The 23423-nt window shown below is 48.5% G+C and carries 18 protein-coding genes and 1 pseudogene; 14 read left to right on the forward strand and 5 right to left on the reverse strand.

Features of this window, described 5'->3' with window-relative positions; all coding sequences use genetic code 11:
* Nucleotides 1-395: 395 nt before the first annotated feature.
* From AYY16_RS15390 to AYY16_RS15410, 5 genes are all read right to left on the reverse strand, one after another.
* The gene (locus tag AYY16_RS15390) at nucleotides 396-1418 is read right to left on the reverse strand and encodes a D-cysteine desulfhydrase (protein ID WP_067368541.1); all 1023 of its coding nucleotides are present in this window, start codon (nucleotides 1416-1418) and stop codon (nucleotides 396-398) included.
* A 29-nt stretch (nucleotides 1419-1447) separates the two neighbouring features.
* Nucleotides 1448-2896: a Na+/H+ antiporter NhaC family protein gene (locus AYY16_RS15395; protein ID WP_067368543.1), complete on the reverse strand. Its 1449-nt coding sequence runs from the start codon at nucleotides 2894-2896 to the stop codon at nucleotides 1448-1450.
* A 45-nt stretch (nucleotides 2897-2941) separates the two neighbouring features.
* On the reverse strand, nucleotides 2942-4066 hold the full coding sequence (locus AYY16_RS15400) for a trans-sulfuration enzyme family protein (RefSeq protein WP_235846327.1): 1125 nt from the start codon (nucleotides 4064-4066) through the stop codon (nucleotides 2942-2944).
* Between the two features lie 385 nt (nucleotides 4067-4451).
* Nucleotides 4452-5228, reverse strand: coding sequence for an FCD domain-containing protein (locus AYY16_RS15405; RefSeq protein ID WP_067368548.1), 777 nt, complete (start codon nucleotides 5226-5228; stop codon nucleotides 4452-4454).
* A 254-nt stretch (nucleotides 5229-5482) separates the two neighbouring features.
* A complete protein-coding gene (locus AYY16_RS15410) occupies nucleotides 5483-6463 on the reverse strand; it encodes a TRAP transporter substrate-binding protein (RefSeq protein WP_067368551.1) in 981 nt (326 codons plus the stop codon).
* 258 nt (nucleotides 6464-6721) lie between these two features.
* Between AYY16_RS15410 and AYY16_RS15415 the strand changes: the two genes are divergently transcribed.
* From AYY16_RS15415 to AYY16_RS15485, 14 genes and pseudogenes are all read left to right on the forward strand, one after another.
* The gene (locus AYY16_RS15415; RefSeq protein WP_067368555.1) at nucleotides 6722-7225 is read left to right on the forward strand and encodes a TRAP transporter small permease; all 504 of its coding nucleotides are present in this window, start codon (nucleotides 6722-6724) and stop codon (nucleotides 7223-7225) included.
* A 21-nt stretch (nucleotides 7226-7246) separates the two neighbouring features.
* Entirely contained in the window at nucleotides 7247-8557 is a 1311-nt protein-coding gene (locus tag AYY16_RS15420) for a TRAP transporter large permease (RefSeq protein ID WP_067368558.1), read from the forward strand.
* 330 nt (nucleotides 8558-8887) lie between these two features.
* On the forward strand, nucleotides 8888-10072 hold the full coding sequence (gene uxuA, locus AYY16_RS15425; protein WP_067368561.1) for a mannonate dehydratase: 1185 nt from the start codon (nucleotides 8888-8890) through the stop codon (nucleotides 10070-10072).
* A 57-nt stretch (nucleotides 10073-10129) separates the two neighbouring features.
* A complete protein-coding gene (locus AYY16_RS15430) occupies nucleotides 10130-11596 on the forward strand; it encodes a fructuronate reductase (protein ID WP_067368564.1) in 1467 nt (488 codons plus the stop codon).
* Nucleotides 11597-11610: 14 nt separating this feature from the next.
* Nucleotides 11611-13032: a glucuronate isomerase gene (gene uxaC, locus AYY16_RS15435; RefSeq protein WP_067368567.1), complete on the forward strand. Its 1422-nt coding sequence runs from the start codon at nucleotides 11611-11613 to the stop codon at nucleotides 13030-13032.
* The gene (locus AYY16_RS15440; protein WP_067368570.1) at nucleotides 13032-13994 is read left to right on the forward strand and encodes a sugar kinase; all 963 of its coding nucleotides are present in this window, start codon (nucleotides 13032-13034) and stop codon (nucleotides 13992-13994) included. The genes uxaC and AYY16_RS15440 overlap by 1 nt, the downstream gene beginning before the upstream one ends.
* Nucleotides 13995-14015: 21 nt before the next feature.
* Nucleotides 14016-14651 carry a bifunctional 4-hydroxy-2-oxoglutarate aldolase/2-dehydro-3-deoxy-phosphogluconate aldolase gene (locus AYY16_RS15445; RefSeq protein WP_067368573.1) on the forward strand — a complete coding sequence of 212 codons (636 nt, stop codon included), beginning with the start codon at nucleotides 14016-14018 and terminating at the stop codon, nucleotides 14649-14651.
* Between the two features lie 320 nt (nucleotides 14652-14971).
* Nucleotides 14972-16748 (forward strand): annotated as a pseudogene (gene atoS, locus AYY16_RS15450) (two-component system sensor histidine kinase AtoS).
* Nucleotides 16735-18120, forward strand: a complete 1386-nt coding sequence (atoC, locus tag AYY16_RS15455) for an acetoacetate metabolism transcriptional regulator AtoC (protein ID WP_067368577.1) — start codon at nucleotides 16735-16737, stop codon at nucleotides 18118-18120. Before atoS ends, atoC begins: the two are co-directional and overlap by 14 nt.
* 276 nt (nucleotides 18121-18396) lie before the next feature.
* A complete protein-coding gene (atoD, locus tag AYY16_RS15460) occupies nucleotides 18397-19047 on the forward strand; it encodes an acetate CoA-transferase subunit alpha (RefSeq protein ID WP_067368579.1) in 651 nt (216 codons plus the stop codon).
* An 11-nt stretch (nucleotides 19048-19058) separates the two neighbouring features.
* Nucleotides 19059-19724 carry a 3-oxoacid CoA-transferase subunit B gene (locus tag AYY16_RS15465; RefSeq protein ID WP_067368582.1) on the forward strand — a complete coding sequence of 222 codons (666 nt, stop codon included), beginning with the start codon at nucleotides 19059-19061 and terminating at the stop codon, nucleotides 19722-19724.
* Complete coding sequence (locus AYY16_RS15470) at nucleotides 19721-21043, forward strand: TIGR00366 family protein (RefSeq protein WP_067368585.1); 1323 nt, start codon at nucleotides 19721-19723, stop codon at nucleotides 21041-21043. The genes AYY16_RS15465 and AYY16_RS15470 overlap by 4 nt, the downstream gene beginning before the upstream one ends.
* Before the next feature lie 23 nt (nucleotides 21044-21066).
* Nucleotides 21067-22251, forward strand: coding sequence for an acetyl-CoA C-acetyltransferase (locus AYY16_RS15475; protein ID WP_067368588.1), 1185 nt, complete (start codon nucleotides 21067-21069; stop codon nucleotides 22249-22251).
* Between the two features lie 596 nt (nucleotides 22252-22847).
* Nucleotides 22848-23138: a helix-turn-helix domain-containing protein gene (locus AYY16_RS15485; RefSeq protein ID WP_328585677.1), complete on the forward strand. Its 291-nt coding sequence runs from the start codon at nucleotides 22848-22850 to the stop codon at nucleotides 23136-23138.
* Nucleotides 23139-23423 lie beyond the last annotated feature (285 nt).

Genomic DNA, 23423 nt, shown 5'->3' on the forward strand with positions numbered 1-23423 from the left:
GTAATAATCTGTTATTACCTGTTGATTATTATTAGTTTTTATTTTATTTGATTTCACATTACCTGAATTATGTTCATGTGAAATAATGGGCATCTAAGATAAATGCATTATTTATCAATTTGTTATATAAAACTAAATGAAAGGAAAACGCATAATAAGCGTATTGTTTTCTTACATATAGCAGGGCGCTATTATGCGGGATGTATCAATATTTTTGTAAATATAGTATATGTTTATATTATATTGTTGTGTATTTGTTATAAAAAGAAATGAGATATATTCGTGATAAATGAAAGCCGATTGGTAAATTATGACTAAAAAAAAGGAAGCAACAGATACGGATAAATAATATGTTACCCGTATCTGTTGGATTTTAGCAGCACGTTGATGGATTATTATTTTATCGGAGCACTTACTTCCTGATAAGCAAATAAGCCTGTTGCACCACCCGTATGAATAAACAGCAGTGGTGAGGTATCCTGCGGGTTACGGCGCACCTGGTCAATCAATCCCGCCATTGCTTTACCGGTATAAACAGGATCCAGAAGAATACCTTCGCTGCGTGCCAGCAGCTCAATCGCTTCCAGTCCGCCCGCATTCGGCATACCGTATTCCGGTGCAAAGTAATCATCCCACAGGATGACCGGAGCCGGTGTTTCAATACCAAACAGCGGCGCCAGTTCATTTTGCAGTTTGATGACTTTCGGCGCCTGGTCAGCGTAAGTGCGTGACACAGTGACACCGATAACCGGGGTTTGCGGCATGGCGAGCTGCAACCCGACAGAAAGCCCGGCATGCGTTCCCGCACTGCCGGAAGCAACGACGACGGCGCCGAATTCAACACCTTCAGGTTGTTGCTGTGCAATTTCCAGCGCGCACTGTACATACCCGAGAGAACCTAACAGATTTGAGCCGCCAACCGGGATGATATAGGCAGATTTGAGCTGCATTTTATCAATAAGTGCCTGCATCTGTGCATCGGGATCGGTCAGTGCATCACACATAACACACTGTGCGCCGAATAAATCACTCAGCAGTTTATTGCCGTTGTTCAGAAAGTTTGTTTCCTGACTGCCTATCGGGTTTTCCAGCAGTGCAATGCATTTCAGCCCGTACATGGCAGCGACAGCCGCTGTCTGGCGGACGTGATTTGACTGGATTGCGCCGGCGGTCACAATGATTTTTGCCCCTTGCTCCAGAGCATCTGCCATCAGAAATTCCAGCTTGCGCAGTTTATTACCCCCGGCGGCGAGAGGCGTTAAATCATCACGCTTGATGTAAATATCCCGTCCCAGCAGGCGGGATAGGTGATTCAGTTTATTCAGAGGCATTACGCCGCCGAGTAAATCAATCTTACTGAACAGTGCCAGTGTTTGATGCAGCCGGGTTTCCCCGGCCGGAAGTACTGAAGATGACATAGCGTTTCCTTGAATGTTTCCGGTCAGTCTCAGTAAGTGAATCCTAACCAGAGATAGACGGCCAGTGCAAAACTTGCTGTTAATACGGCGTACGGCATCTGGGTACGGATATGCTCGATATGGTCACAGTCTGTTGCCATTGAGGCGACAATCGCATCACTGGAGATAGGCGATGTCATATCACCGAAGATAGACCCGGCAATAGCGGCACCAATCATATATTCCGGCGGCATCCCGACAGAAATACCCAGTTGCACACCAATCGGGATCATAATCGCGAATGTACCCCACGAGGTTCCGGTTGCCAGCGACATCACGGCGCTGATAAGGAAGATAAAGCCGACAGAGAAGCCCGGAGCTATCACCCCGGACGTCACATGGGCAATATAGGCGCCGGTGTTCAGGTCAGAGGAAACATGTCCCATCAGGAAAGCGAGGATCATCACGGAGCTGATTTTAATCATGCTCGCGTAGCCGATATACAGCTCTTTAAAAAAGGTATCCACATTCATTACGCGGCGGAGAAGGAACCAGATAAAGGATACCGCAGTCCCGAACATCACACCCCAGTAAACAGATGTGGAGCCACTGCCTTTACTGAAATCTCCGTCGCCTGTGATATACAGCGCTACCGGTACCATCAGAATGGTGGAGAGAATAGGGATAAAGAAGTTCAGTGAAGTATGGCAGTTCGGATGATTGATAATATCTTTATCATCTTCTTCCGGCTCTTGCACTTCATCTGTGGTATTGCCGGTAATAGCATCCGCAGAATAGTTGATAGCTTGTGCGCGCATTTCTGCTTTACGCATCGGACCCCAGGACACATTACTGAAAATGTAGAACAGGATGCTGGCAAGAGAGAACCACGCCATGATGTTGTACACCATAGAATGTGCAAGAATATCAAATGGTTCACCGGTAATCAGTCCTTGTGAAATCTGGACACCGATAACCCCCATCATTGCCGCACCCCAGCCGTTAATCATGGCAGAAGAACAAACAGAGACACAGGCGGTCTGGATGATGTATGACATCTTCTCAGGTGGTACGCCGTATTTTTTTGCCAGTGCTTTGGTGGATGCACCGGAAACCAGCTGATTGATTGAGCTTTCAATAAAAATCAGTGAGGTAATAATCATCGCCAGCAGTTGCACACCTTTTCTGCCTTTGATTATCTGTGTTTTATTGGTGAGCAGTCGCACAAGTGCCCGCACGCCGCCGGTGACGACAACCAGGCGCATAATTCCGCCAATCATCAGCATAAAGATGATGGTTTTGGCGTTACCTGATGACTTAAAGACATCAATTATGCCTTCAAGTGTGCCCCTGATGCCCAGTAAAATGTTGTGGTCATGAATGACGGTAAACCCGACAAGTATCCCGATCAGCAGTGATAAAATCACCTGGCGGGTACAAATTGCTAAAATTATAGTGACGACCGGGGTGATGATCGTCCAGATTCCATAGTCCTGCATACGCTTTCTCTGCTGTTATTTATTATTGTAATGAAACGCGGAGACTCAGGCTAATGCCTGCTCTAAGTCAGCCAGTAAATCGCCGATATCTTCAATACCGACAGACAGACGCAGTGTGCTGTCAAAAACACCAATTTCTTCGCGCTCTTCGCGGGTCATTGAACCGTGGGACATGGTCGCCGAGTGGTTTACCATGCTTTCCACGCCGCCCAGAGATTCAGCCAGAACGAAGTAACGCAGCTTACGAACAAACTCTTCTGTCTCTGCCAGACCGCCTTTAAGCTGTATGGTGACGACCGCACCGCCGGTACGCATCTGTTTTTGGCACAGTGCATAGTGAGGGTGTGTTTTCAGACCCGGATAGAAGATTTTTTCGATTTTTTCATGACCGCAGAGATATTCTGCGACGGCCTGCGCATTACTGCACTGTGCCGCCATTCGCAGTGCCAGGGTTTTCAGCCCGCGCAGCGCAAGATAGGCATCAAACGGAGACGCGACAGCCCCGGTTGTGGTTTTCAGGAAATTCAGTTTTTCCGCCAGGTCATCACGGTTGGTTATTACCGCGCCGCCGATGAGATCAGAGTGCCCGCCGATATATTTACTGGATGACACCATAATCAGATCCGCGCCCATGGTCAGGGGTTTCTGGTTCCACGGTGTCGCAAAGGTATTATCGATACAGGTAACAATATTGTGTTCTTTGGCAAGTGCGCAGATAGCCTGAATATCCACCAGTTCCAGTAACGGATTAGTCGGGCTTTCTATCCAGATCATGCGGGTGTTGTCTTTGATTTTACTGCGTACAGCGCTTAAATCATTGAGATCAACATAATCAAATTCGTGCCCGCAATTCTCTTTGGCGACCCGTTCAAATAAGCGGAAGGTTCCGCCATAAACGCCTTTCATTGCAATAATGTGTGAGCCCTGCGGGAACATATTCAGGACCAGTGCGGCGGCGGCAACACCAGATGCAGTCGCGGTCGCATAAGTGCCTTCTTCTACATCCGCCAGCAGGGTTTCATATGCGTGGCGGGTCGGGTTACTGACGCGTGAATAGGCATATTCGCCGTGTTCACTCAGGCTGGTCTGAACAAAGGTGCTTGCTGTGGTAATCGCCGGAAAAATAGCATGGTTAACGTTATCCTGCTGCTGTCCGCCGTGGATAAGCACTGTGGCAATTTTTTTTACTCATTTTTAGGTGTCCTGTGAAATATGCGATAAACATACCCTTATTCATTCAACCTGCATCCTGAATAATGTCGGGTATCGTCAGTTAATTGTTATTGTAATGGACGGATATTGGCACAGGTAACCAGAAAAAATTTTCTAAAAAGATTATGCAGCCGGGGAGGGCAGAGAATAAATTTCTCTGTGAAGAAATAATGCTTATCTATCAGATGATTATGCTGGTTTTATAAATGAGACACTAATCACATTATGAATAATAAGGGTATTTTTTTTATTTTTTCGTCGTTATTTTTGGTCGTTAAAATAAAAAACCGGACAAAATATGTCCGGTTTTCTACGTAGTTCAGAGACTGATTATCAATCCGGATTAATTGCGGACCAGATCGACCGGGTATGAATTGAACAAATAACCATCAAAATTAGGGTCGTCGACATCGGAAAGTTCCAGCAGGCGCTGTTTAACATTTTCCAGATGTTGCCACATGGCTTCTTTGGCGGCGGCAGGGTCTTTTTTAATCATGGCGGCAAGGATCACCTGGTGATCGGTCATCCACTCTTTGCGGTACTCTTTATCCGCGATTCTGGTATGGAGTTTTAACCACATCGGGTTATTTTCCCGCCATGCCCAGGATTGCTTGAGCAGTTCAACCAGCATACTGTTATGTGTTGCCTCGGCAATCGCCAGGTGAAACTCGCGGTCACCGGTTTCATCTTCACCGGTTTTCAGCTCATCGCGCTCCCGTTGCAGCGCACTGCGCATATTAGCAATATCCAGCGGGGTTGCCTGGGTGGCGGCGAATTCCGCAATATTGCTTTCCAGCAGCTGGCGTGCCTGGAGAAGCTCAAAAGGACCTGCGGCATTCAGCGCGCAAGGCTCCGTTGCCACATTCTCCCTCTGATGGGGGAGAGCAACAATATAGATACCGGACCCTTTACGAACCTCAATCAGGCTCTCCAGTTCCAGCATAATTAATGCTTCGCGTACAACCGTGCGCGACACGCTGAGCATGTCCGCTATTTCACGCTCTGGCGGAAGTTTGTCACCCACAGCAAAATCCATGTTGATGATCATCTGACGCAATGCGTGGCCGACTTCCTGATAAGGACGTTTTGATTCGATAAATTGAGTCATCTGCGGTGCCATAAATAAAAAGAAAACGACGCTAGTTTACCAGATATTGGTCAACCAAAAATGATTTTGACAACTATAATATAAAACAAACCACCCAATATTGATAATACAGGGTGGTCTATATACCCCTATTCATTCAAACTGCAAGTTCGTTGGCTACGCTCAGTTAGCCGGGTCACATAGTTTATCTATGCTCCCCGTCTATCCTCCCTTGCCGCCTGCCTGCATCTTGAATGACGTTGGGTATATGAGAAATACAACTCAGATTATTTTACGTCGCGGATACGATCAGCCATTGAAGACAGGGCCGGATTACTTTTCGCGATCTCTTCATACATTGGTTTTACCGCATCCTGGAATGTGACTTTGTCGACCGTGATAAATTCAACACCGAGTTTTTCAACTTTAGCACGTTCTTCTTTCTCTGCAGTTGCCCACAGTTTTGCCATCACCTGTGCAGAATCTTTTGCCGCCTGCTTTACGATTACCTGTTGTTCCGGTGTCAGTTTATCCAGTGATTTTGTCGACATCACTAATACATCCGGCACCATTGTGTGCTCATCGAGTGAGAAGAACTTGGTGACTTCATTGTGACGGCTCAGAGTATAGGACGGAATATTATTTTCTGCCGCATCCACCACTCCTTGTTGCAGGGCAGTGTAAAGCTCACCGTATGCCAGCGGGGTCGGGTTTCCGCCCAGCGCATTTACCATTGCAATAGCGGTCGGGCTTGGCTGAACGCGGATTTTCAGACCTTTCAGATCAGCCGGGGTACGGATGGGTTTCTTTGCATAGAAACTGCGTGCACCCGCATCATAGTAAGTTAAACCGATAAAGCCACTTTTCTGGCTGGAATCCAGAATCTCCTGCCCGATATCGCCATAAATGATTTTTTCATAATGCGGTTTATCACGGAACAGATACGGCAGGTTAAAGACGGAATAAGCCGGAGAGAAAGCTTCCAGTTCAGCCGCGTTGGATTTCACAATATCCAGCGCACCGTTTTGCATCAATTCCATGGATTCGCGCTGATTACCTAACTGTGCATCCGGGTAAAGGCGGATACGGACTTCACCTTGTGTTTTTTCTTTTACGTCATCGGCGAATTTTACCATTGCTTTATGAACGGCGTGATCGCGGTTGTGGTTATGGCTGAGCTTCAGAGTGGTGGCGGCAAAAGCCTGAGAAGCGCCGAGAGCAAATAAAGCGCCGATAACAGTACTGATGATACGTTTGCTGTTTTTCACGTTAGGGATCTCCGGAGGGGGATAAGTTTCTTATTATGTCTTTGTACCTTAGTCAGAAGTGAGTTGTTGGTCAAAAGGCAAACTCGTATTGGTTGACCACTATCACAAAAATACCCCGCACTTTGGTTAACCAAATCATTTTGTGATCGCCGTCACTCACTGTTTTCAGCCGGATAGACTATTCTCGAACAGCAAAATCTGTATTTGGTGTGACATTTGCCAAATTGGTTAACCAGAAGAAGAACAAGGACAAGGCCGATGAAAAACCTTGTAGCGTTGATTAATAAAGGGCTGGCTATTTTTACGATCTGTTTATCGGCGTTTCTGGTGTTCTGTGTGACATGGCAGGTGTTATCCCGCTATATCCTCAGCTCACCGAGCACAGTGACAGATGAACTTGCCCGCTATCTTTTTATGTGGGTCGCGATGATTGGTGCGGCATACACAACCGGACAGCACAGGCATCTTGCTATCGATCTCCTTGTCATGAAACTGACGGGAGCAAGAAAACAATTTATTAGTGTCATTATTCAGTTGGCGATTATTACATTCGCTGGTGTCGTGTTGGTGTACGGCGGGGGCACGCTGGTGTCATCCACGTTGGCAAGCGGGCAAATCACACCGGCTCTGGGCTGGCAGATGGGTTATATCTATCTTTGCTTACCCGTCAGCGGGTTGCTGATGATCATGTATGCACTGGTTGATATCTTTTCACTCTTTCAGCCCGGCTCAGCACATGCTGAACTGACTGATAGCCAATAATGGTGCGATGAGAGGTTAATTATGGATTGGTATGTTATTGCCGCGCTCTTCGGCACCTTTGCATTTCTGTTGGTACTCAGTGTGCCGGTTTCTTTTGCTATCGGCCTGTCATCTTTAGTCGCGATAGCGATGACTCTGCCGCTGGACGCTGCTATTACGGTTGTAGCACAGCGCATGGCGGCAGGGGTGGATAACTTTTCTCTGCTGGCAATTCCGTTCTTTATCCTTGCGGGTAACATTATGAACCAGGGCGGTATTGCCGCGCGGTTAATTAATGTCGCGAAGGTGATTGGCGGGCGTTTACCGGGTTCGCTGTTGCATGTGAATATCATGGCAAACATGTTATTCGGTGCAATTTCAGGCTCAGCGGTTGCTTCTGCCGCCGCCGTTGGTGGCACTATGTCGCCGATGCAGAAGAAAGAAGGCTATGACCCAGAGCTGTCCGCTGCGGTGAATATTGCATCCTGCCCGTCAGGGTTGCTTATCCCGCCGAGTAATACACTGATTGTATATTCCCTGGTATCAGGCGGAACCTCTATTGCCGCCCTGTTTCTGGCGGGATATATCCCGGGCATCCTGATGGGATTGTCACTGATGGTTGTCTCCGGGATCATTGCGAAAAAACGGGGATATCCGGTTGCACCGCGCGCGACCTGGAATGAGTTTTTAGTTACAGTCTGGAAAGCGGTTCCTTCCCTGATGCTGATTGTGGTAATCATGGGCGGGATTATCGGCGGTATTTTTACCGCCACAGAAGCCTCAGCAATTGCCGTTATCTATAGTTTTGTACTGGCGGTGATTATTTACCGTGAAGTCAGTTTCAGCCGTTTACCGCAAATTATCCTGGAATCCGCCGTTACCACGTCAATTGTTTTGTTATTGATTGGTGCATCTATGGGCATGTCCTGGGCAATGGCAAACGCTGACCTGCCGTATCTGATTGCTGACGGGTTAATGGCGATTTCAGATAATGCACTGACTATTCTGCTGGTGATTAACATCATCCTGCTGATTGTCGGGATCTTTATGGATATGACACCGGCGGTTCTGATTTTTACCCCGATTTTCCTGCCGGTTGCGATGGATCTGGGCATTGACCCGGTTCACTTCGGGATAATCATGACATTCAACCTGGCTATCGGTATCTGTACACCGCCGGTTGGTAGTGCGTTGTTTGTCGGGTGCTCTGTGGGGGGCGTCAGTATTGATAAGGTGCTGAAGCCATTGATCCCTATGTACGCGGCATTGATCGCTGCATTAGCGGTTGTGACCTACTTCCCTCAGCTCAGCCTGTGGTTACCTGAGCTGGTTTTAAACTATACGCCATCATAAGTTGTTCTCCGGTGTTCATTTCTGTCTCAGGGATGTGCACCGGATAATAATGCACCCGTTACCGGGTGACCAAAACAATAAAACGGTATTTGTCATTTTTAGCTTGTCTTTAATATTTGTTTTAAAACAAATAATTATGGTTGTTCTTAAATATTATATTGGTTGACCAATTTTTATTTCAGACTTGACGTTTCTTTGTACTGATAGGAAGATACAGAGGATACGGCAGGGTTTGACAGTAATATTCGCCACACCAGGGGAATAATTGGTCAACCAATCAATATTATAATGAAATATGATGATATTCGCGGAGCATAAACGAGGTTTAGTATGAAACAAACTTGGCGTTGGTACGGACCGGCTGATCCGGTTACTTTATCTGATATCCGTCAGGCGGGGGCGACCGGTATTGTGACCGCGCTGCATCATATTCCGAATGGTGATATCTGGACTGTTGAAGAGATTAAGACACGCAAAGCGCTGATTGAAGCGAACCATCTGGAATGGACTGTCGTGGAAAGCGTGCCTATTCATGAAGATATCAAAACACAAACCGGCGACTATGAAAAATGGATCGCAAACTATCAGCAATCTCTGCGCAACCTCGCGGCCTGTGGTATTTACACTGTCTGTTATAACTTTATGCCTGTCCTCGACTGGACACGGACAGATCTGGAATATGAGCTGCCGGATGGCTCCAAAGCCCTGCGTTTTGATCAGATTGAATTCGCGGTGTTTGAAATTTACCTCTTACAGCGTGAAGGGGCAGAGCAGGACTACACTGCCGCAGAACTGGCTCAGGCGAGAACCCGCTTTGACACCATGCGCGACGATGAAAAACAAAAACTAACTAACAATATTATTGCCGGTCTTCCGGGTGCGGAAGAGGGCTATACACTTGAACAATTCCGCCAACACCTGGGCCGTTATGCTGGTATCGATAAAGCAAAATTACGTGAACATTTTGCGTATTTCCTGAAGAAAATTATCCCGGTTGCTGAAGCATCCGGTCTGAAAATGGCTGTGCATCCGGACGATCCTCCTCGTCCTATCCTGGGATTGCCGCGCATTGTTTCCACTATTGAAGATATGCAGTGGATGGCAGATACGGTCAATAGTGATGCCAATGGTTATACCATGTGTACCGGCTCTTACGGCGTACGCGCTGACAACGACCTGGTGAATATGATAGAGACGTTTGGTCCGCGGATTTACTTCCTGCACCTGCGTTCCACACTGCGTGAAGAGAATCCGAACACGTTCCATGAGGCCGCACACCTGTATGGTGATGTGGATATGTATAGTGTGATAAGCGCCGTTGCTGCTGAAGAGAACCGTCGCCGCGAAAATGGCGGGGAAGCACTTATCCCGATGCGTCCTGATCATGGTCATCAGATGCTGGACGACCTGAAAAAGAAAACCAATCCGGGATATTCGGCAATCGGTCGCCTTAAAGGGCTGGCGGAAATCCGTGGTCTGGAGATGGGCATTCACCGCGCATTTTATACAAAATAATTCTGTACCGTGCAGGTCGTGAGGATCTCTCTGCGGCCTGCTCTCCGGGAGCCTGTAATGGAAAAAAATCTTGTCACCGCCGTTATCACCGCCAAGCGTCCGGACTGGACGACTGACCGCCTTACCACCCGCATTGTTCATCTCGGCTGCGGCGCATTTCACCGCGCACACCAGGCGCTGTACACGCATCATGTATTAGAAAAAACAGACAGCGACTGGGGATATTGCGAAGTAAATCTGATGTCTGCTGCGGATGCCGCATTGATTGAAGGCTTACAGTCACAGTCCATGTTGTACACCGTGGCAGAAAAAGGTGCGGAAAAAACTGAACTGAAAATCATCGGATCAATGAAAGAAGCCATGCACCCGCTGATTGATGGCATTGATGCCATCATTGAGAAAATGGCGTCACCGGATATCAGCATTATTTCACTGACGGTGACAGAAAAAGGCTATTGCACTGACCCCGCAACCGGCAAACTCGATCCCGATAACGCACTGATTAAACAAGATTTAGCCACACCTGACACCCCGAAATCAGCCATCGGTTATATCACTGCGGCACTCAAACGCCGTCGTGAGCGTGGTTTGGCGCCGTTTACGGTGCTTTCCTGTGATAATGTCCGCGAAAACGGGCATGTTGCCCGTGAAGCGGTACTGGGACTGGCGCGGTTGCAGGATGCGGCCCTGGCTGCGTGGATTGAGGATAATGTCACGTTCCCTTGCACCATGGTTGACCGCATTGTTCCGGCTGCCACACCGGAAACACTGGCAGAAATTGCACAACTGCTGGGCACAGAAGATAACTGTGCTATCGCCTGTGAGCCGTTCCGTCAGTGGGTAATTGAAGATAATTTTGTTAACGGTCGCCCTGAATGGGATTGTGCGGGTGCGCAGTTTGTACAGGATGTGGTGCCGTTTGAATTAATGAAACTGCGTATGCTTAACGGCAGCCACTCATTCCTCGCTTATCTGGGTTATTTAGGCGGATATGCACATATTTCCGATACCATGACCAACCCGGATTACCGCAAGGCCGCGCGGGCGCTGATGCTTGATGAACAAGCACCGACACTGATTATGCCGGAAGAGACAGATCTCGTCGCATATGCGGATAACCTCATCGACCGGTTTACCAATCCGTCACTGAAACACCAGACATGGCAGATTGCGATGGACGGCAGTCAGAAATTACCACAGCGTTTGCTGGACCCGGTGGCGTGGCATATTGCAGATGGCAGTGATTACCGCCGTCTGGCGCTGGGCGTGGCGGGCTGGATGCGTTATGTCAGCGGCACTGATGAGCAGGGTAATCCGATTGATGTGCGTGACCCGCTGGCAGAAACCTTTGCGGCGATTTATGCAAAACACGGGCTTTCTGTTGCGGTCGTGGATGAACTGCTGGCAATTGAGTCTGTTTTTGGTGAGAAGCTACCTAAGCAGCAGGCGTTTGTTGATGCCGTAAAACGTGCCTATCAGCAGTTACTGGATGTCGGCGCCCGTCAGGCGGTTGCCGCACTGTAATCCCGGAGATCACGATGAAATCATTTCTTTGCGACGATTTTTTATTACACAGTGAGATTGCCCGCCGTTTGTATCATGATTATGCGGCGGACATGCCAATCTATGATTATCACTGTCATCTGAACCCGCGTGAAATCGCGGAAAACCGCCGGTTTGATAACCTCGGGCAGATCTGGCTGGAAGGCGATCACTACAAATGGCGCGGTATGCGCTCCGCCGGAATACCTGAGCGGTTGATCACCGGACGCGACAGCAGTGATTATGAAAAATATCAGGCATGGGCAAAAACCGTACCGATGACATTGGGTAACCCGCTCTATCACTGGACACATCTGGAATTACGCCGCCCGTTCGGGATCACCGGCAAGCTGTTTGGTCCGCAAACGGCACAGAGTATCTGGGATGAAGCCAATGAAAAACTGGCGCAGCCTGAATTTTCCGCACGCGGCATTATGCAGCAGATGAATGTGAAAATGGTGGGCACAACAGATGACCCGGCGGACCCGCTTACTTATCACCATCAGATTGCACAGGATAAGAGCTTTACTATTGAAGTGCGCCCGAGCTGGCGTCCTGATCGCGCGTTTAAAATTGAGCTGGACGGCTTTACGGATTATATGGTGAAACTGGGACAGAGCGCCGATGTGGATATCTCCCGGTTCAGTGATTTACTGACCGCTCTTGAGCGCCGCCTCGATCACTTTGAGCAACACGGCTGTGTGGCATCTGATCACGGTATCGAAATTCTGCGCTACGCGCCGGTACCAGATGAATCTGTGCTCGACAGCATTTTGCAAAAACGCCTCGGCGGGGAAATCCCGGATGAAATTGCAACGGCGCAGTTTGCAACAGCGGTGCTGGTCTGGCTCGGCAAACAGTATGCAAAACGCAACTGGGTCATGCAGTTACATATTGGTGCGCTGCGTAATAATAATACGCGCATGTTTAATCTGCTTGGCGCGGATTGTGGTTTTGATTCCATCGGTGACGCGCCGGTAGCCTATCCGCTCTCGCGTCTGCTTGATGAAATGGATAAAACCGATGAACTGCCGCGCACTATCCTCTATTGCCTGAATCCGCGTGACAATGAAGTGCTGGCGACCATGATCGGCAACTTCCAGGGTGGCGGTATCGCCGGCAAAATTCAGTTCGGCTCCGGCTGGTGGTTTAATGACCAGAAAGACGGCATGCAGCGTCAGTTAGAGCAATTATCGCAACTCGGGCTGTTAAGTCAGTTTGTCGGTATGCTGACAGATTCCCGCAGTTTCCTGTCCTATACTCGTCATGAATACTTCCGCCGCATTCTGTGTAATATGCTGGGTAATCTGGCGGTTAACGGCGAAATTCCGGCAGATGAAGAGATGCTGGGACAGATGGTACGTGATATCTGCTTTAATAATGCACAGTGTTATTTTTCAGCCGCAAAAGGTGAATAATGACAGTCAAACGGATAGGTCTGATTGGTGAATGTATGATCGAACTGAACGGCGTGCCGTTCGGGGAGATGGTTCAGCGTTATGGCGGTGATGCGCTTAACAGTGCGTTATATCTGGCACGCGCCGCCGGTGATAAGGTTGAGGTAAATTTTGTCTCAGCGATGGGAACCGACCCGCTCAGTAAAGGCATGATCAGCCGCTGGCAGGCGGAAGGGATCAATACGCAACGCGTACTTATTGATCCTGACCATCAGCCGGGGCTGTATCTTATCCAGCTCGATGAACAGGGCGAACGGACATTCCTGTACTGGCGCAATGATTCAGCGGCGCGCTATCTTGTCCGCCATCCGCAGTATCCTGCGCTGCTTGCACAACTGGCACAGATGGATGCAGTCTATCTCAGCGGCATCAGCCTGGCGATTTTACCGCCGGAAGACCGGCTACGGCTGCTGGATGATTTAAAAGCACTGTCACAGCAGGGTAAAACGATTCTGTTTGACAGTAACTACCGCCCGGCACTGTGGGCAGATGAAAACGAAACCCGCGCCTGTTATCAGGCAATGTATGCGCTGACTGATATGGCGCTGGTGACAGACGACGACGAAGCGCGTCTGTGGGGCGATACGGACCGTAATGCCACATTTGCCCGCCTTGCAAAAGCCGGTGTAAAACAGGCGATTATAAAAGCCGGGGCGCAGGGTTGTGATTACCGTGACCTGCGCACTGATGCGCCGGTGGTGAATATTGCCACCACACCGGTTGAGCAGGTGGTTGATACCACTTCTGCCGGTGATGCATTTAACGCCGGTTTTCTGGCGGGCTGGCTTACCGGGGCAGATATTGAAACCGCCGCACGGATGGGACACCGGCTTGCCGGCGTGGTCATTCAGCACAAAGGGGCGATTATCCCGCAAGCTGCGACCCGCCCGGTCACTGATACTTTATTTACTCACTCTCTTTAACGGGAGAAGCAGGAGAATATGATGTCCGAATTACAGGCAATGATAGCCCGTTTCCGTCAGCTGAAAATTGTACCGGTTATCGCGGTTGAACAGGCTGAAGATATTATTCCGCTGGGTCATGCACTGGCAGATAATGGTCTGCCGGTGGCAGAAATTACCTTCCGTACAGAGTGTGCGGCAGAAGCCATAAAACTGCTGCGCGAAGCACGCCCGGATATGCTGGTGGGCGCAGGGACAGTGATCAATCGCGAGCAGGTGCGCCAGGCAAAAGCTGCCGGTGCGCAGTTTGTTGTCTCTCCGGGACTGAACCCGAATACTGTGCAGGCATGTCAGCAGATGGATATCCTGATTGTTCCGGGCATTAATAACCCGAGCGCTGTTGAACAGGCGCTGGAACTGGGTATTAATTTTGTGAAATTCTTCCCGGCGGAGCCGTCAGGTGGTATCCCGATGATCAAAGCCATGCTGGCGCCGTATCATCAGTTGCAGGTAATGCCTACCGGCGGTATCGGGCTGAATAATATCCGCGACTATCTGGCTATCCCGCAGATTGTGGCGTGCGGTGGCTCCTGGATGGTGCCCGCATCACTGATTAAAGCAAAAAACTGGGCGGAAATCGGCAGACTTGCCCGCGAAGCCAGTGAGTTTGTGAAGTAATTTCCTTGTGTTATCCGGTGGCGGGATGTGTATCTCCTGCCACTGTTCTTTCTCTTCTCCCTATTTTTTGTCTCCCCCCGCCGACCGGTTTTTCCGGTTTAATCACCTCATTTTGTGTCTTATCAGCGGATTATCATAATGTGTTCAATGTATTGATATTTCTAATATCTTATTGTTTTTATTGATATTACGGAAGTATGACCGCTCGCAAAGATATTTTTTAACCACTTGGTTATGATAAATCGTCGATCTTCTTTCTAAATGGGCCTGCCGTGTTGCATAAATACTGTCCGTTCAGCCTGCGGGACAAATTAATCCTGATGGCCATTATATTGGTGACTGTCCCGACATTGATTATCGGCTATTTTGTTGAAACGGAGGGGCGCGCTGCGCTGTTGCAGGAAAAGCGCAACAAACTTTACTCTGTGGCGCGATTGCTGGAGAAAACGCTGGATAAAGAGTATGAACTGGGCGCATCGCTGCCCCGTGAGCAGCGGCTGGCATTAATCAGCGAAAAATTGTATCCGGAAGCTGAAGTGATTACCGCGACATTCCCGGGTGTTGGTGCCGGGTATTACCACCGTGAGCTGGACGGTATAGTGACTTACTCTCCGCGCGCACTTTACGGCAACAAAATCGGCACCACGATCACCGATGAACACCCGGGAAAAAGGGTGCTGGCAACAGGAGAGCCGGAAATTGGCTGGGGAAGCCAGGTTCGCGGCAATATTATGAACGCCATGATCCCGATAAAACGCGACGGAAAGGTTATCGGCTATGTGTGGGCGAATGAACTGACTGATGATATCGACCGCCAGGCGCTGGCGATGGATGTCAAAATCCTTTCCGTGATTTCACTCGGAATTGTTTTCAGCCTGCTGATTATTATCTGGTTTTCCCGCCATTTCAGCCGGGATATTCATGCGATTAAAAATGGGTTGAGTGACCTTTCCCGTAATCTCAATATTCATCTGCCCATGATGAAAGGTGAAATGGGCGAAATCAGTGACAGTGTGAATACATTAGCGCAGGCACTGCGGGAAATGAAAACGCTGAATGAATTAATTATTGAGAGTGCGGCAGACGGGGTAATTGCCGTGGATATTAATGGCTGTGTGACGATGATAAACCCGGCGGCGGAAGAGATTACCGGCTATCTGCAACGGGATATGTACGGCAAATATTATGGTGATATCTTTTCCGGACGCGATTTTTCCAGCCCGGTGCTGGATACCCTCAACCAGGGTATTGAGCACGTCAGTCTGGAAATTGAGTACCCGGCAAAAGATCGCATGATTCAGATTAACGTCAGTACCAGCCAGATCCGTAATGCGGCCGGGGAGCTTATCGGTGCGCTGGTGATATTTAAAGATCTCACTGCGCAAAAAGAAGTACAGCGACGGATGCAGCAGGCAGAAAAACTCGCCACGCTGGGTGAGATGATGGCAGGTGTAGCGCATGAGGTCCGCAATCCTCTTACGGCGATCAGCGGGTTCGTGCAGATCCTCAAAGAGCTGGAAAATCATCCGGATAAGCTGAGTTATATCGATATTGTTCTGAAAGAAGTGGATTCAATCGACCGCATTATCCGCCAGTTGCTGGATTTCTCCCGTCCGCAGACAGAAATCTTCCGTCCGGTCAGTATAAACCGGCTGATTGAGGAAGCCCTGGTGCTGGTAAAGACCAAAGGTATCGAAGCGAGAGTCTCTTTCCATTATGAACCGGATGAAACGCTGCCGCTGATTGAAGCAAACAGTGAGCTGCTCAGACAGGTATTACTCAATATTATTATTAATGCTGTCCAGTCCATTCCTGCGCGGGGTGAGATGTTTATTTCGACGCATTACAGTGAAGATAACCGGGTCATGGTGGTTATCCGTGATAACGGGTGCGGCATCAGACCGGAATTACAGAAAAAAAATATTTGATCCGTTTTTTACCACAAAAGCATCCGGAACGGGGCTGGGACTGGCTATCAGTCAGCGGATTATTACAGGCCATGGCGGGGATATCTTTCTGAAAAGTCAGGAACATCATGGCACAACGTTCACAATAATGTTGCCGGTAACGCAGAGTAAGTACAATGATAACAACTAAATCTTACCGTATTCTGATTGTTGATGATGAAAAAAACCTGAGTCAGATGCTACAGACGGCTTTCCGGATTGACGGGCACGACATACTGACCGCCGGAGACGGCGAAGCTGCTGTGGCGTGTTTTAAACAAGAACAGCCTGATGTGGTGCTGATGGATATCCGTATGCCGAAACTGGATGGCATTGAGGCTCTCCAGCAAATGCGGGACATTAACTCAGGTATTCCTGTGATCCTGATGACAGCTTACGCGGCGGTGGAAACCGCCGTAGAGGCGCTGCGTCTGGGCGCATTTGATTATGTGATAAAACCCTTTGATTTAACGGAGCTTAAACTGCTTATCTCCCGCGCGTTGCAATTACAGGAGATGAAACAGGAAATTAACCTGCTGCACCGTGAGCTGAGTGCCAGCTATCAATGGGGAAGAATGCTGACCCGCAACCCGAAAATGATGGAGATTTGCCGCGATATCGCCAAAGTGTCCCGCAGCCAGGCCAGTGTATTAATTACAGGGGAAAGCGGGACAGGCAAAGAAGTGGTGGCGCGGGCGATTCATTACAACAGCGAACGGGCAGGCGGACCCTTTATTAAAGTAAATTGCGGGGCATTGCCCGGTTCTTTGCTGGAAAGTGAATTATTCGGCCATGAAAAAGGGGCATTTACCGGCGCTCAGGTTCAGCGGCAGGGACTGTTTGAACGGGCAAGCGGCGGCACATTGTTACTTGATGAAGTCGGCGAGATGCCATCAGATTTGCAGGTAAAATTACTGCGGGTGGTACAGGAAAAGGAATTTGAGCGGGTAGGCGGCAGTAACACTATCCGCGTGGATCTCCGCATTGTCGCCGCAACAAACCGGGATATGGATGAACGCGTGCGGGAAGGGCATTTCCGGCGGGATCTTTTCTACCGTCTGAATGTTATCCATTTAAATTTACCGCCCCTGCGTGAGCGCCCGGAGGATATCGGTTTACTGGCTTCCCATTTCTTACAGAAATTCAGTCAGGAGAACAACCGGGACATTATTGAGCTGGCGCCGGAAACACTGGCACTGCTGACGGGGTATCCGTGGCCCGGGAATGTGCGGGAAATTTCTAATGTGATTGAGCGGGCGGTTATTATGAGCACCGGTTTTGTTATTTTCCCGGAAGACCTGCCGGAACAACTGTTGTCACAGGTGAGAAGTCAGGTGACACCATTGCTGCCGGTCATGCAGGAGCCGGGGCTGAATTTAAAAGAAAACATCAAAGCCTATGAAAAAGAGCTGATTATTTCGGCGCTGGCAGAATATCAAAATAATAAGACACATACCGCATCTGCATTAGGGATCAGTCGCCGGGCATTAATGTATAAATTACAAGAATACAATATCGAATAATATAAAATATAATTATAAAAAAGCACGGAGATATAAATCATATATCCCGTGCTTTTTTGTTTTTGCTATGAATAATTTTGCACACTGTGCATTTTATTGCACCTTTATTTTATGTATCTATTTATATGGTTTGTTAATTAATTTATCATTTAATTTAATTATCAATATATATCAATGCATTATTGTTGTGTTGGTATAACAAAAAAAACGACATTATTATTGGCATGCCACTTGCTATTACCTTTCTGAGAATATTTTATTTCAAAGGGAAGGAAAATGAAAAATAAACAAATAACAATAAAGAAAGCCGGTGAGTTTTTTCATGACGGAATGACCATTATGGTCGGTGGTTTTATGGGTATAGGAACACCACCGCGCTTAATTACCGAATTATTAGAATCCGGCGTAAAAGATTTAACGATTATTGCGAATGATACCGCGTTTGTTGATACCGGCTTAGGTCCGCTGGTGGTGAACGGACGGGTGAAAAAAGTCATTGCATCTCATATCGGAACCAACCCGGAAACCGGACGCCGCATGATTGCCGGTGAAATGGAGGTTCAGCTTGTTCCTCAGGGCACACTGGCGGAGCAAATCCGCTGCGGTGGTGCCGGGCTGGGCGGGTTTTTAACACCCACCGGGGTCGGCACCATTGTTGAAGAGGGAAAACAAAAAATAACCCTCGATGGCCGTGATTATCTTCTCGAACTTCCTCTGCGCGCCGATCTGGCGCTTATTCAGGCTCACAAAGCCGATGCTCTCGGCAACCTCACCTATGAACTCAGCTCCCGCAATTTTAACCCACTGATGGCGCTGGCTGCGGATATCACTATCGCGGAGCCGGATGAAATGGTCGCTGTCGGTGATATTGACCCGGATTGTGTCGCCACACCAGGGGCGATTATTGACTGGCTGATTGTGGAATAAGGAAAACAATGATGAATGCAAAAGAATTGATTGCCCGCCGTGTGGCGCTGGAACTGAATGACGGGGATGTTGTTAATCTCGGGATTGGTCTGCCGACGCAGGTCGCGAACTATTTACCGGAAGGTGTGTATATTACGCTGCAATCGGAAAATGGTTTTCTGGGGCTGGGTCCGGTGACAACACCGCACAAAAATCTGGTCAATGCGGGCGGACAGCCCTGCGGTATTTTGCCGGGTGCGGCGATGTTTGACAGTGCGTTCTCCTTTGCGCTGATCCGGGGCGGTCATGTGGATGCGAGTGTGCTGGGCGGCTTACAGGTGGATCAGCATGCGAATCTCGCGAACTGGGTTGTGCCGGGCAAGATGGTGCCGGGCATGGGCGGCGCGATGGATCTCGTGACCGGCGCACGCAAAGTTATTATCGCGATGGAGCACTGTGCAAAAGATGGTACAGCCAAGATTTTATCTGATTGTACGATGCCGCTGACCGCTGTGGATGCGGTCGATGTGCTGGTGACTGAACTGGCGTTATTTCGTTTTGAAAATAAACAGATGGTGTTGTGTGAGTTTGCGCCCGGTGTGGATATTGACACTATCCGTGAGAAAACAGGCGCGCAATTTATTGTTTCGCCGGATCTCTGTGAGATGCCGTCAGGTGTTACTGAGGGGGTTGTATGATCCGAAGTATCTCCCGTGTGATGACCCGTGTGGTGAGCCGTTATCTGCCGGATCCGTTGATCTTTGCAATGCTGCTCACGATGCTGACATTTATCATCGCACTTTCACTGACACCAAGTACGCCGATGGATCTGGTGAATATGTGGGGGAACGGATTCTGGAATCTGCTGGCGTTTGGTATGCAGATGGCATTGATCATCGTTACCGGTCATGCCCTGGCAAGCTCTCCGCCGGTTAAACGTATTTTACGGATGACCGCGTCACTGGCAAAAACCCCCGTTCAGGGGGTGATGTTAGTCACCTTTTTCGGTGCGATCGCCAGTGTGATTAACTGGGGTTTCGGATTGGTTGTCGGTGCCATGTTTGCGCGTGAAGTGGCACGCCGTGTTCGTGGCTCTGACTATCCGCTGCTGATCGCCTGCGCCTATATCGGGTTTATGACATGGGGCGGCGGTTTTTCCGGCTCCATGCCGTTACTGGCGGCAACACCGGGTAATCCGGTTGAGCATATCGCCGGGCTTATCCCTGTCAGTGACACTATTTTCACCCGCTACAATATTTTTATTACTTTGTCGCTGATCGCTATTTTGCCTTTCGTTACCCGTCTGATGATGCCGGGTAAAGGGGATGTGGTGACGGTTGACCCGGCATTACTGGAAGAAGAGCCGGATTTCCAGAAAAAGTTGCCGAAAGATGCTCCTGTATCAGAGCGTATGGAGGAGAGCCGGATTATCACATGGATTATCTGCCTGCTCGGATTTAGTTTCCTCGCGATGTATTTCATTAAGAATGGTTTCAATATCACCATTAACACCGTCAACATGCTGTTCCTCCTGACCGGTCTGCTGCTGCACAAAACCCCGATGGCCTACATGCGCGCGGTCAGTTCCGCGACAAAAAGTACCGCCGGAATCCTGGTGCAGTTTCCGTTCTATGCCGGTATTCAGCTCATGATGGAAGGCTCCGGATTAGGCGGCCTTATCACTGAGTTCTTTATCAATGTTGCAGATAAAGATTCTTTCCCGCTGATGACCTTCTTCAGTTCCGCACTGATTAACTTTGCCGTGCCGTCCGGTGGCGGACACTGGGTTATTCAGGGTCCGTTTGTCATGCCTGCGGCACAGGCTCTGGGCGCTGATCTTGGTAAATCAGTTATGGCCATCGCCTACGGTGAACAGTGGATGAACATGGTTCAGCCATTCTGGGCGCTGCCGGCACTGGCAATCGCCGGTCTGGGCGTCCGGGACATTATGGGGTATTGCATCACGGCACTGCTCTTCTCTTGTCCGATTTTTATCATTGGTCTTGTTTTTCTTTAATAACAAAAGGATAAGGAAAGAAAATGAATAATATCGTTATTGTCGGCGCATTACGTACCGCTATCGGCAGTTTTAATGGCGCTCTGGCGGATGTCAGTGCTGTGGAACTCGGCACCACCGTTGTGGGTGCATTACTGAGAAAAACAGAGCTTGAGCCGGGTCTTGTTGATGAAGTCATTATGGGCAATGTGCTACAGGCAGGCACAGGGCAGAATCCTGCGCGGCAGATACAGATAAACAGCGGCATTCCGGATGAAGTATGTTCTTATACCGTTAATAAACTGTGTGGTTCCGGGCTTAAAAGTGTCGCCCTGGGTGTTCAGGCTATCAGTAACGGGGATGCGGATATCATTATTGCCGGCGGAACGGAAAATATGAGTCAGGCACCTTACCTTCTGGACAGCCGCGCGCGTAAAGGCTTACGTCTGGGCGACGGCGTGGTTCAGGATTCATTGCTGAAAGATGGTTTGATGTGTTCCATCCATGGCTATCACATGGGGGTTACCGCAGAAAACATAGCAAAAGCGTATCATCTCAGCCGTGAAGATCAGGATGCCATTGCGCTGGCATCCCAATTGAAAGCGGAAAGCGCTATTACACGCGGTGCATTCAAAGCAGAGATTGTGCCGGTCACAATTAAAGGCCGTAAAGGTGATGTGATTGTCGATACCGATGAATTCCCGAAAGCCGGTTCAACGGCGGAAGGGCTGATGAAATTACGTCCGGCATTTGATAACGAAGGAACCGTGACAGCCGGTAATGCATCCGGTATCAATGACGGTGCTGCGGCACTGATGCTGATGACAGAAAACCGGGCTAAATCTCTCGGGTTAGTTCCGCTTGCCAGGGTTCGTGGCTATGCATCCGGTGGTGTTGCACCGGCACTGATGGGACTGGGTCCGGTACCGGCAACGCGGAAAGTTCTGGAAAAAACAGGTTTGTCGCTCAGTGATATTGATTTGATTGAAGCGAATGAGGCCTTTGCTGCGCAGTTCCTTGCTGTCGGACGCGAGCTTGGTTTTGATCCGGAGAAAGTGAATATTAACGGCGGTGCTATTGCGTTGGGTCATCCAATCGGGGCAAGTGGTGCCCGGGTTCTGGTCACGCTGCTGCATGCATTACAGGCTCAGAATAAGACGCTGGGGCTGGCGACGCTGTGTATCGGTGGCGGACAGGGAATTTCGATGGTTATTGAGCGCCTGCAATAGCGGAGCCTGACTGTATATTCTTGTCATTACATCACCCGGCTGCGGCCGGGTTTTTTGTCTGTTTTTTGTGCTTATTAACAAAAGTGCAGATAAGTTAATTTTTCATACGAAATATTTACAATAATTTAATTTATTAACTTTTGTTTACTCATCTAATTATGATTATTGGATGGGGTATTGTTCTAAAAACAAGGGTCACAGGGCGAACACATCTTTTTACATCCTGTAAAAACTCGGTATTTAGACTGCATTTAAGTCAAAGCACATTTATTTTCTTATTATTTGGCATATAACACCTAATGTACTAATTCATTGCACTTTTAATCGATTTATATTTTGAGTTATTACATTCTTACATCATGATTTTTAAGGTGAAATATACCGTTACATTCAGTCATGCCCGCCCCGCATTTTACTCACAAACAGCAGATCCTTTGGTTTTTCAAAAATGCCCCTATCTACGATAAACTACTTATAGATTTAAGTGTTTATTCTATGATCCGTAAACTAAAAAAAGGAATTTTAGTGATGGTCTGTATAGGGTTATTGATCAATGATAAAAAAAATATGCGGTATCCGAAGCTATCGGACAAGTTATCAGGCAATACCGGAGCAACGCGGGCTTAACAACAAAACAACTGGCGCACAGAATAGGGATTAGTCAGCAGCAGCTGTCCCGTTATGAGCGGGGTGTTAATCGCATTGATGTCGATACGCTATTACGTGTCAGTCTGGCGTTTAAAATAACCCCCGGGCGTTTCTTTGAAGAAATGAATGAGTCTTACGCAGGATTCGAACTGCCTGCCTATGAAGAGGGGGAGGGTGATATACAGGAAATCCGCATGAGCCTTATCGCGGATAGTATAATTTCACCCCGTGATTTTTAATTATTACTTATTTTAATTTTTACATCATAAACAGAATAGCAGGGATGATCTGCTGATTATTTGACCGTATTTTTTATGCGCAGAATTATACGCAGAAAATAGATGAGCTCAAAGGTAACCGGCACCGTTCTTTTGTCCGGCAAAAAGCGGGAGATATAATCTCCCGCAATATGCTGACCGGTGAAGAAATTTAATAACAGGGTCAGAAGGACAGAGGTTCGTTATTCATATAGCAGTGCTGAGTTTTTTAACGTCACAAAACCGGTATCAGATACCGGTTTTGTG

The organism is Morganella psychrotolerans, from assembly GCF_001676155.1.
In the GTDB taxonomy this organism is placed as follows: domain Bacteria; phylum Pseudomonadota; class Gammaproteobacteria; order Enterobacterales; family Enterobacteriaceae; genus Morganella; species Morganella psychrotolerans.

What these genes read in the sequence shown, in the direction of transcription:
- AYY16_RS15390 (WP_067368541.1), bottom strand. Translation starts at nt 1,418, where the DNA reads ATGTCATCTTCAGTACTTCCGGCCGGGGAAACCCGGCTGCATCAAACA.
- AYY16_RS15395 (WP_067368543.1), bottom strand. Translation starts at nt 2,896, where the DNA reads ATGCAGGACTATGGAATCTGGACGATCATCACCCCGGTCGTCACTATA.
- AYY16_RS15405 (WP_067368548.1), bottom strand. Translation starts at nt 5,228, where the DNA reads ATGGCACCGCAGATGACTCAATTTATCGAATCAAAACGTCCTTATCAG.
- AYY16_RS15415 (WP_067368555.1), top strand. Translation starts at nt 6,722, where the DNA reads ATGAAAAACCTTGTAGCGTTGATTAATAAAGGGCTGGCTATTTTTACG.
- AYY16_RS15420 (WP_067368558.1), top strand. Translation starts at nt 7,247, where the DNA reads ATGGATTGGTATGTTATTGCCGCGCTCTTCGGCACCTTTGCATTTCTG.
- uxuA (WP_067368561.1), top strand. Translation starts at nt 8,888, where the DNA reads ATGAAACAAACTTGGCGTTGGTACGGACCGGCTGATCCGGTTACTTTA.
- AYY16_RS15430 (WP_067368564.1), top strand. Translation starts at nt 10,130, where the DNA reads ATGGAAAAAAATCTTGTCACCGCCGTTATCACCGCCAAGCGTCCGGAC.
- uxaC (WP_067368567.1), top strand. Translation starts at nt 11,611, where the DNA reads ATGAAATCATTTCTTTGCGACGATTTTTTATTACACAGTGAGATTGCC.
- AYY16_RS15440 (WP_067368570.1), top strand. Translation starts at nt 13,032, where the DNA reads ATGACAGTCAAACGGATAGGTCTGATTGGTGAATGTATGATCGAACTG.
- AYY16_RS15445 (WP_067368573.1), top strand. Translation starts at nt 14,016, where the DNA reads ATGTCCGAATTACAGGCAATGATAGCCCGTTTCCGTCAGCTGAAAATT.
- atoC (WP_067368577.1), top strand. Translation starts at nt 16,735, where the DNA reads ATGATAACAACTAAATCTTACCGTATTCTGATTGTTGATGATGAAAAA.
- atoD (WP_067368579.1), top strand. Translation starts at nt 18,397, where the DNA reads ATGAAAAATAAACAAATAACAATAAAGAAAGCCGGTGAGTTTTTTCAT.
- AYY16_RS15465 (WP_067368582.1), top strand. Translation starts at nt 19,059, where the DNA reads ATGAATGCAAAAGAATTGATTGCCCGCCGTGTGGCGCTGGAACTGAAT.
- AYY16_RS15470 (WP_067368585.1), top strand. Translation starts at nt 19,721, where the DNA reads ATGATCCGAAGTATCTCCCGTGTGATGACCCGTGTGGTGAGCCGTTAT.
- AYY16_RS15475 (WP_067368588.1), top strand. Translation starts at nt 21,067, where the DNA reads ATGAATAATATCGTTATTGTCGGCGCATTACGTACCGCTATCGGCAGT.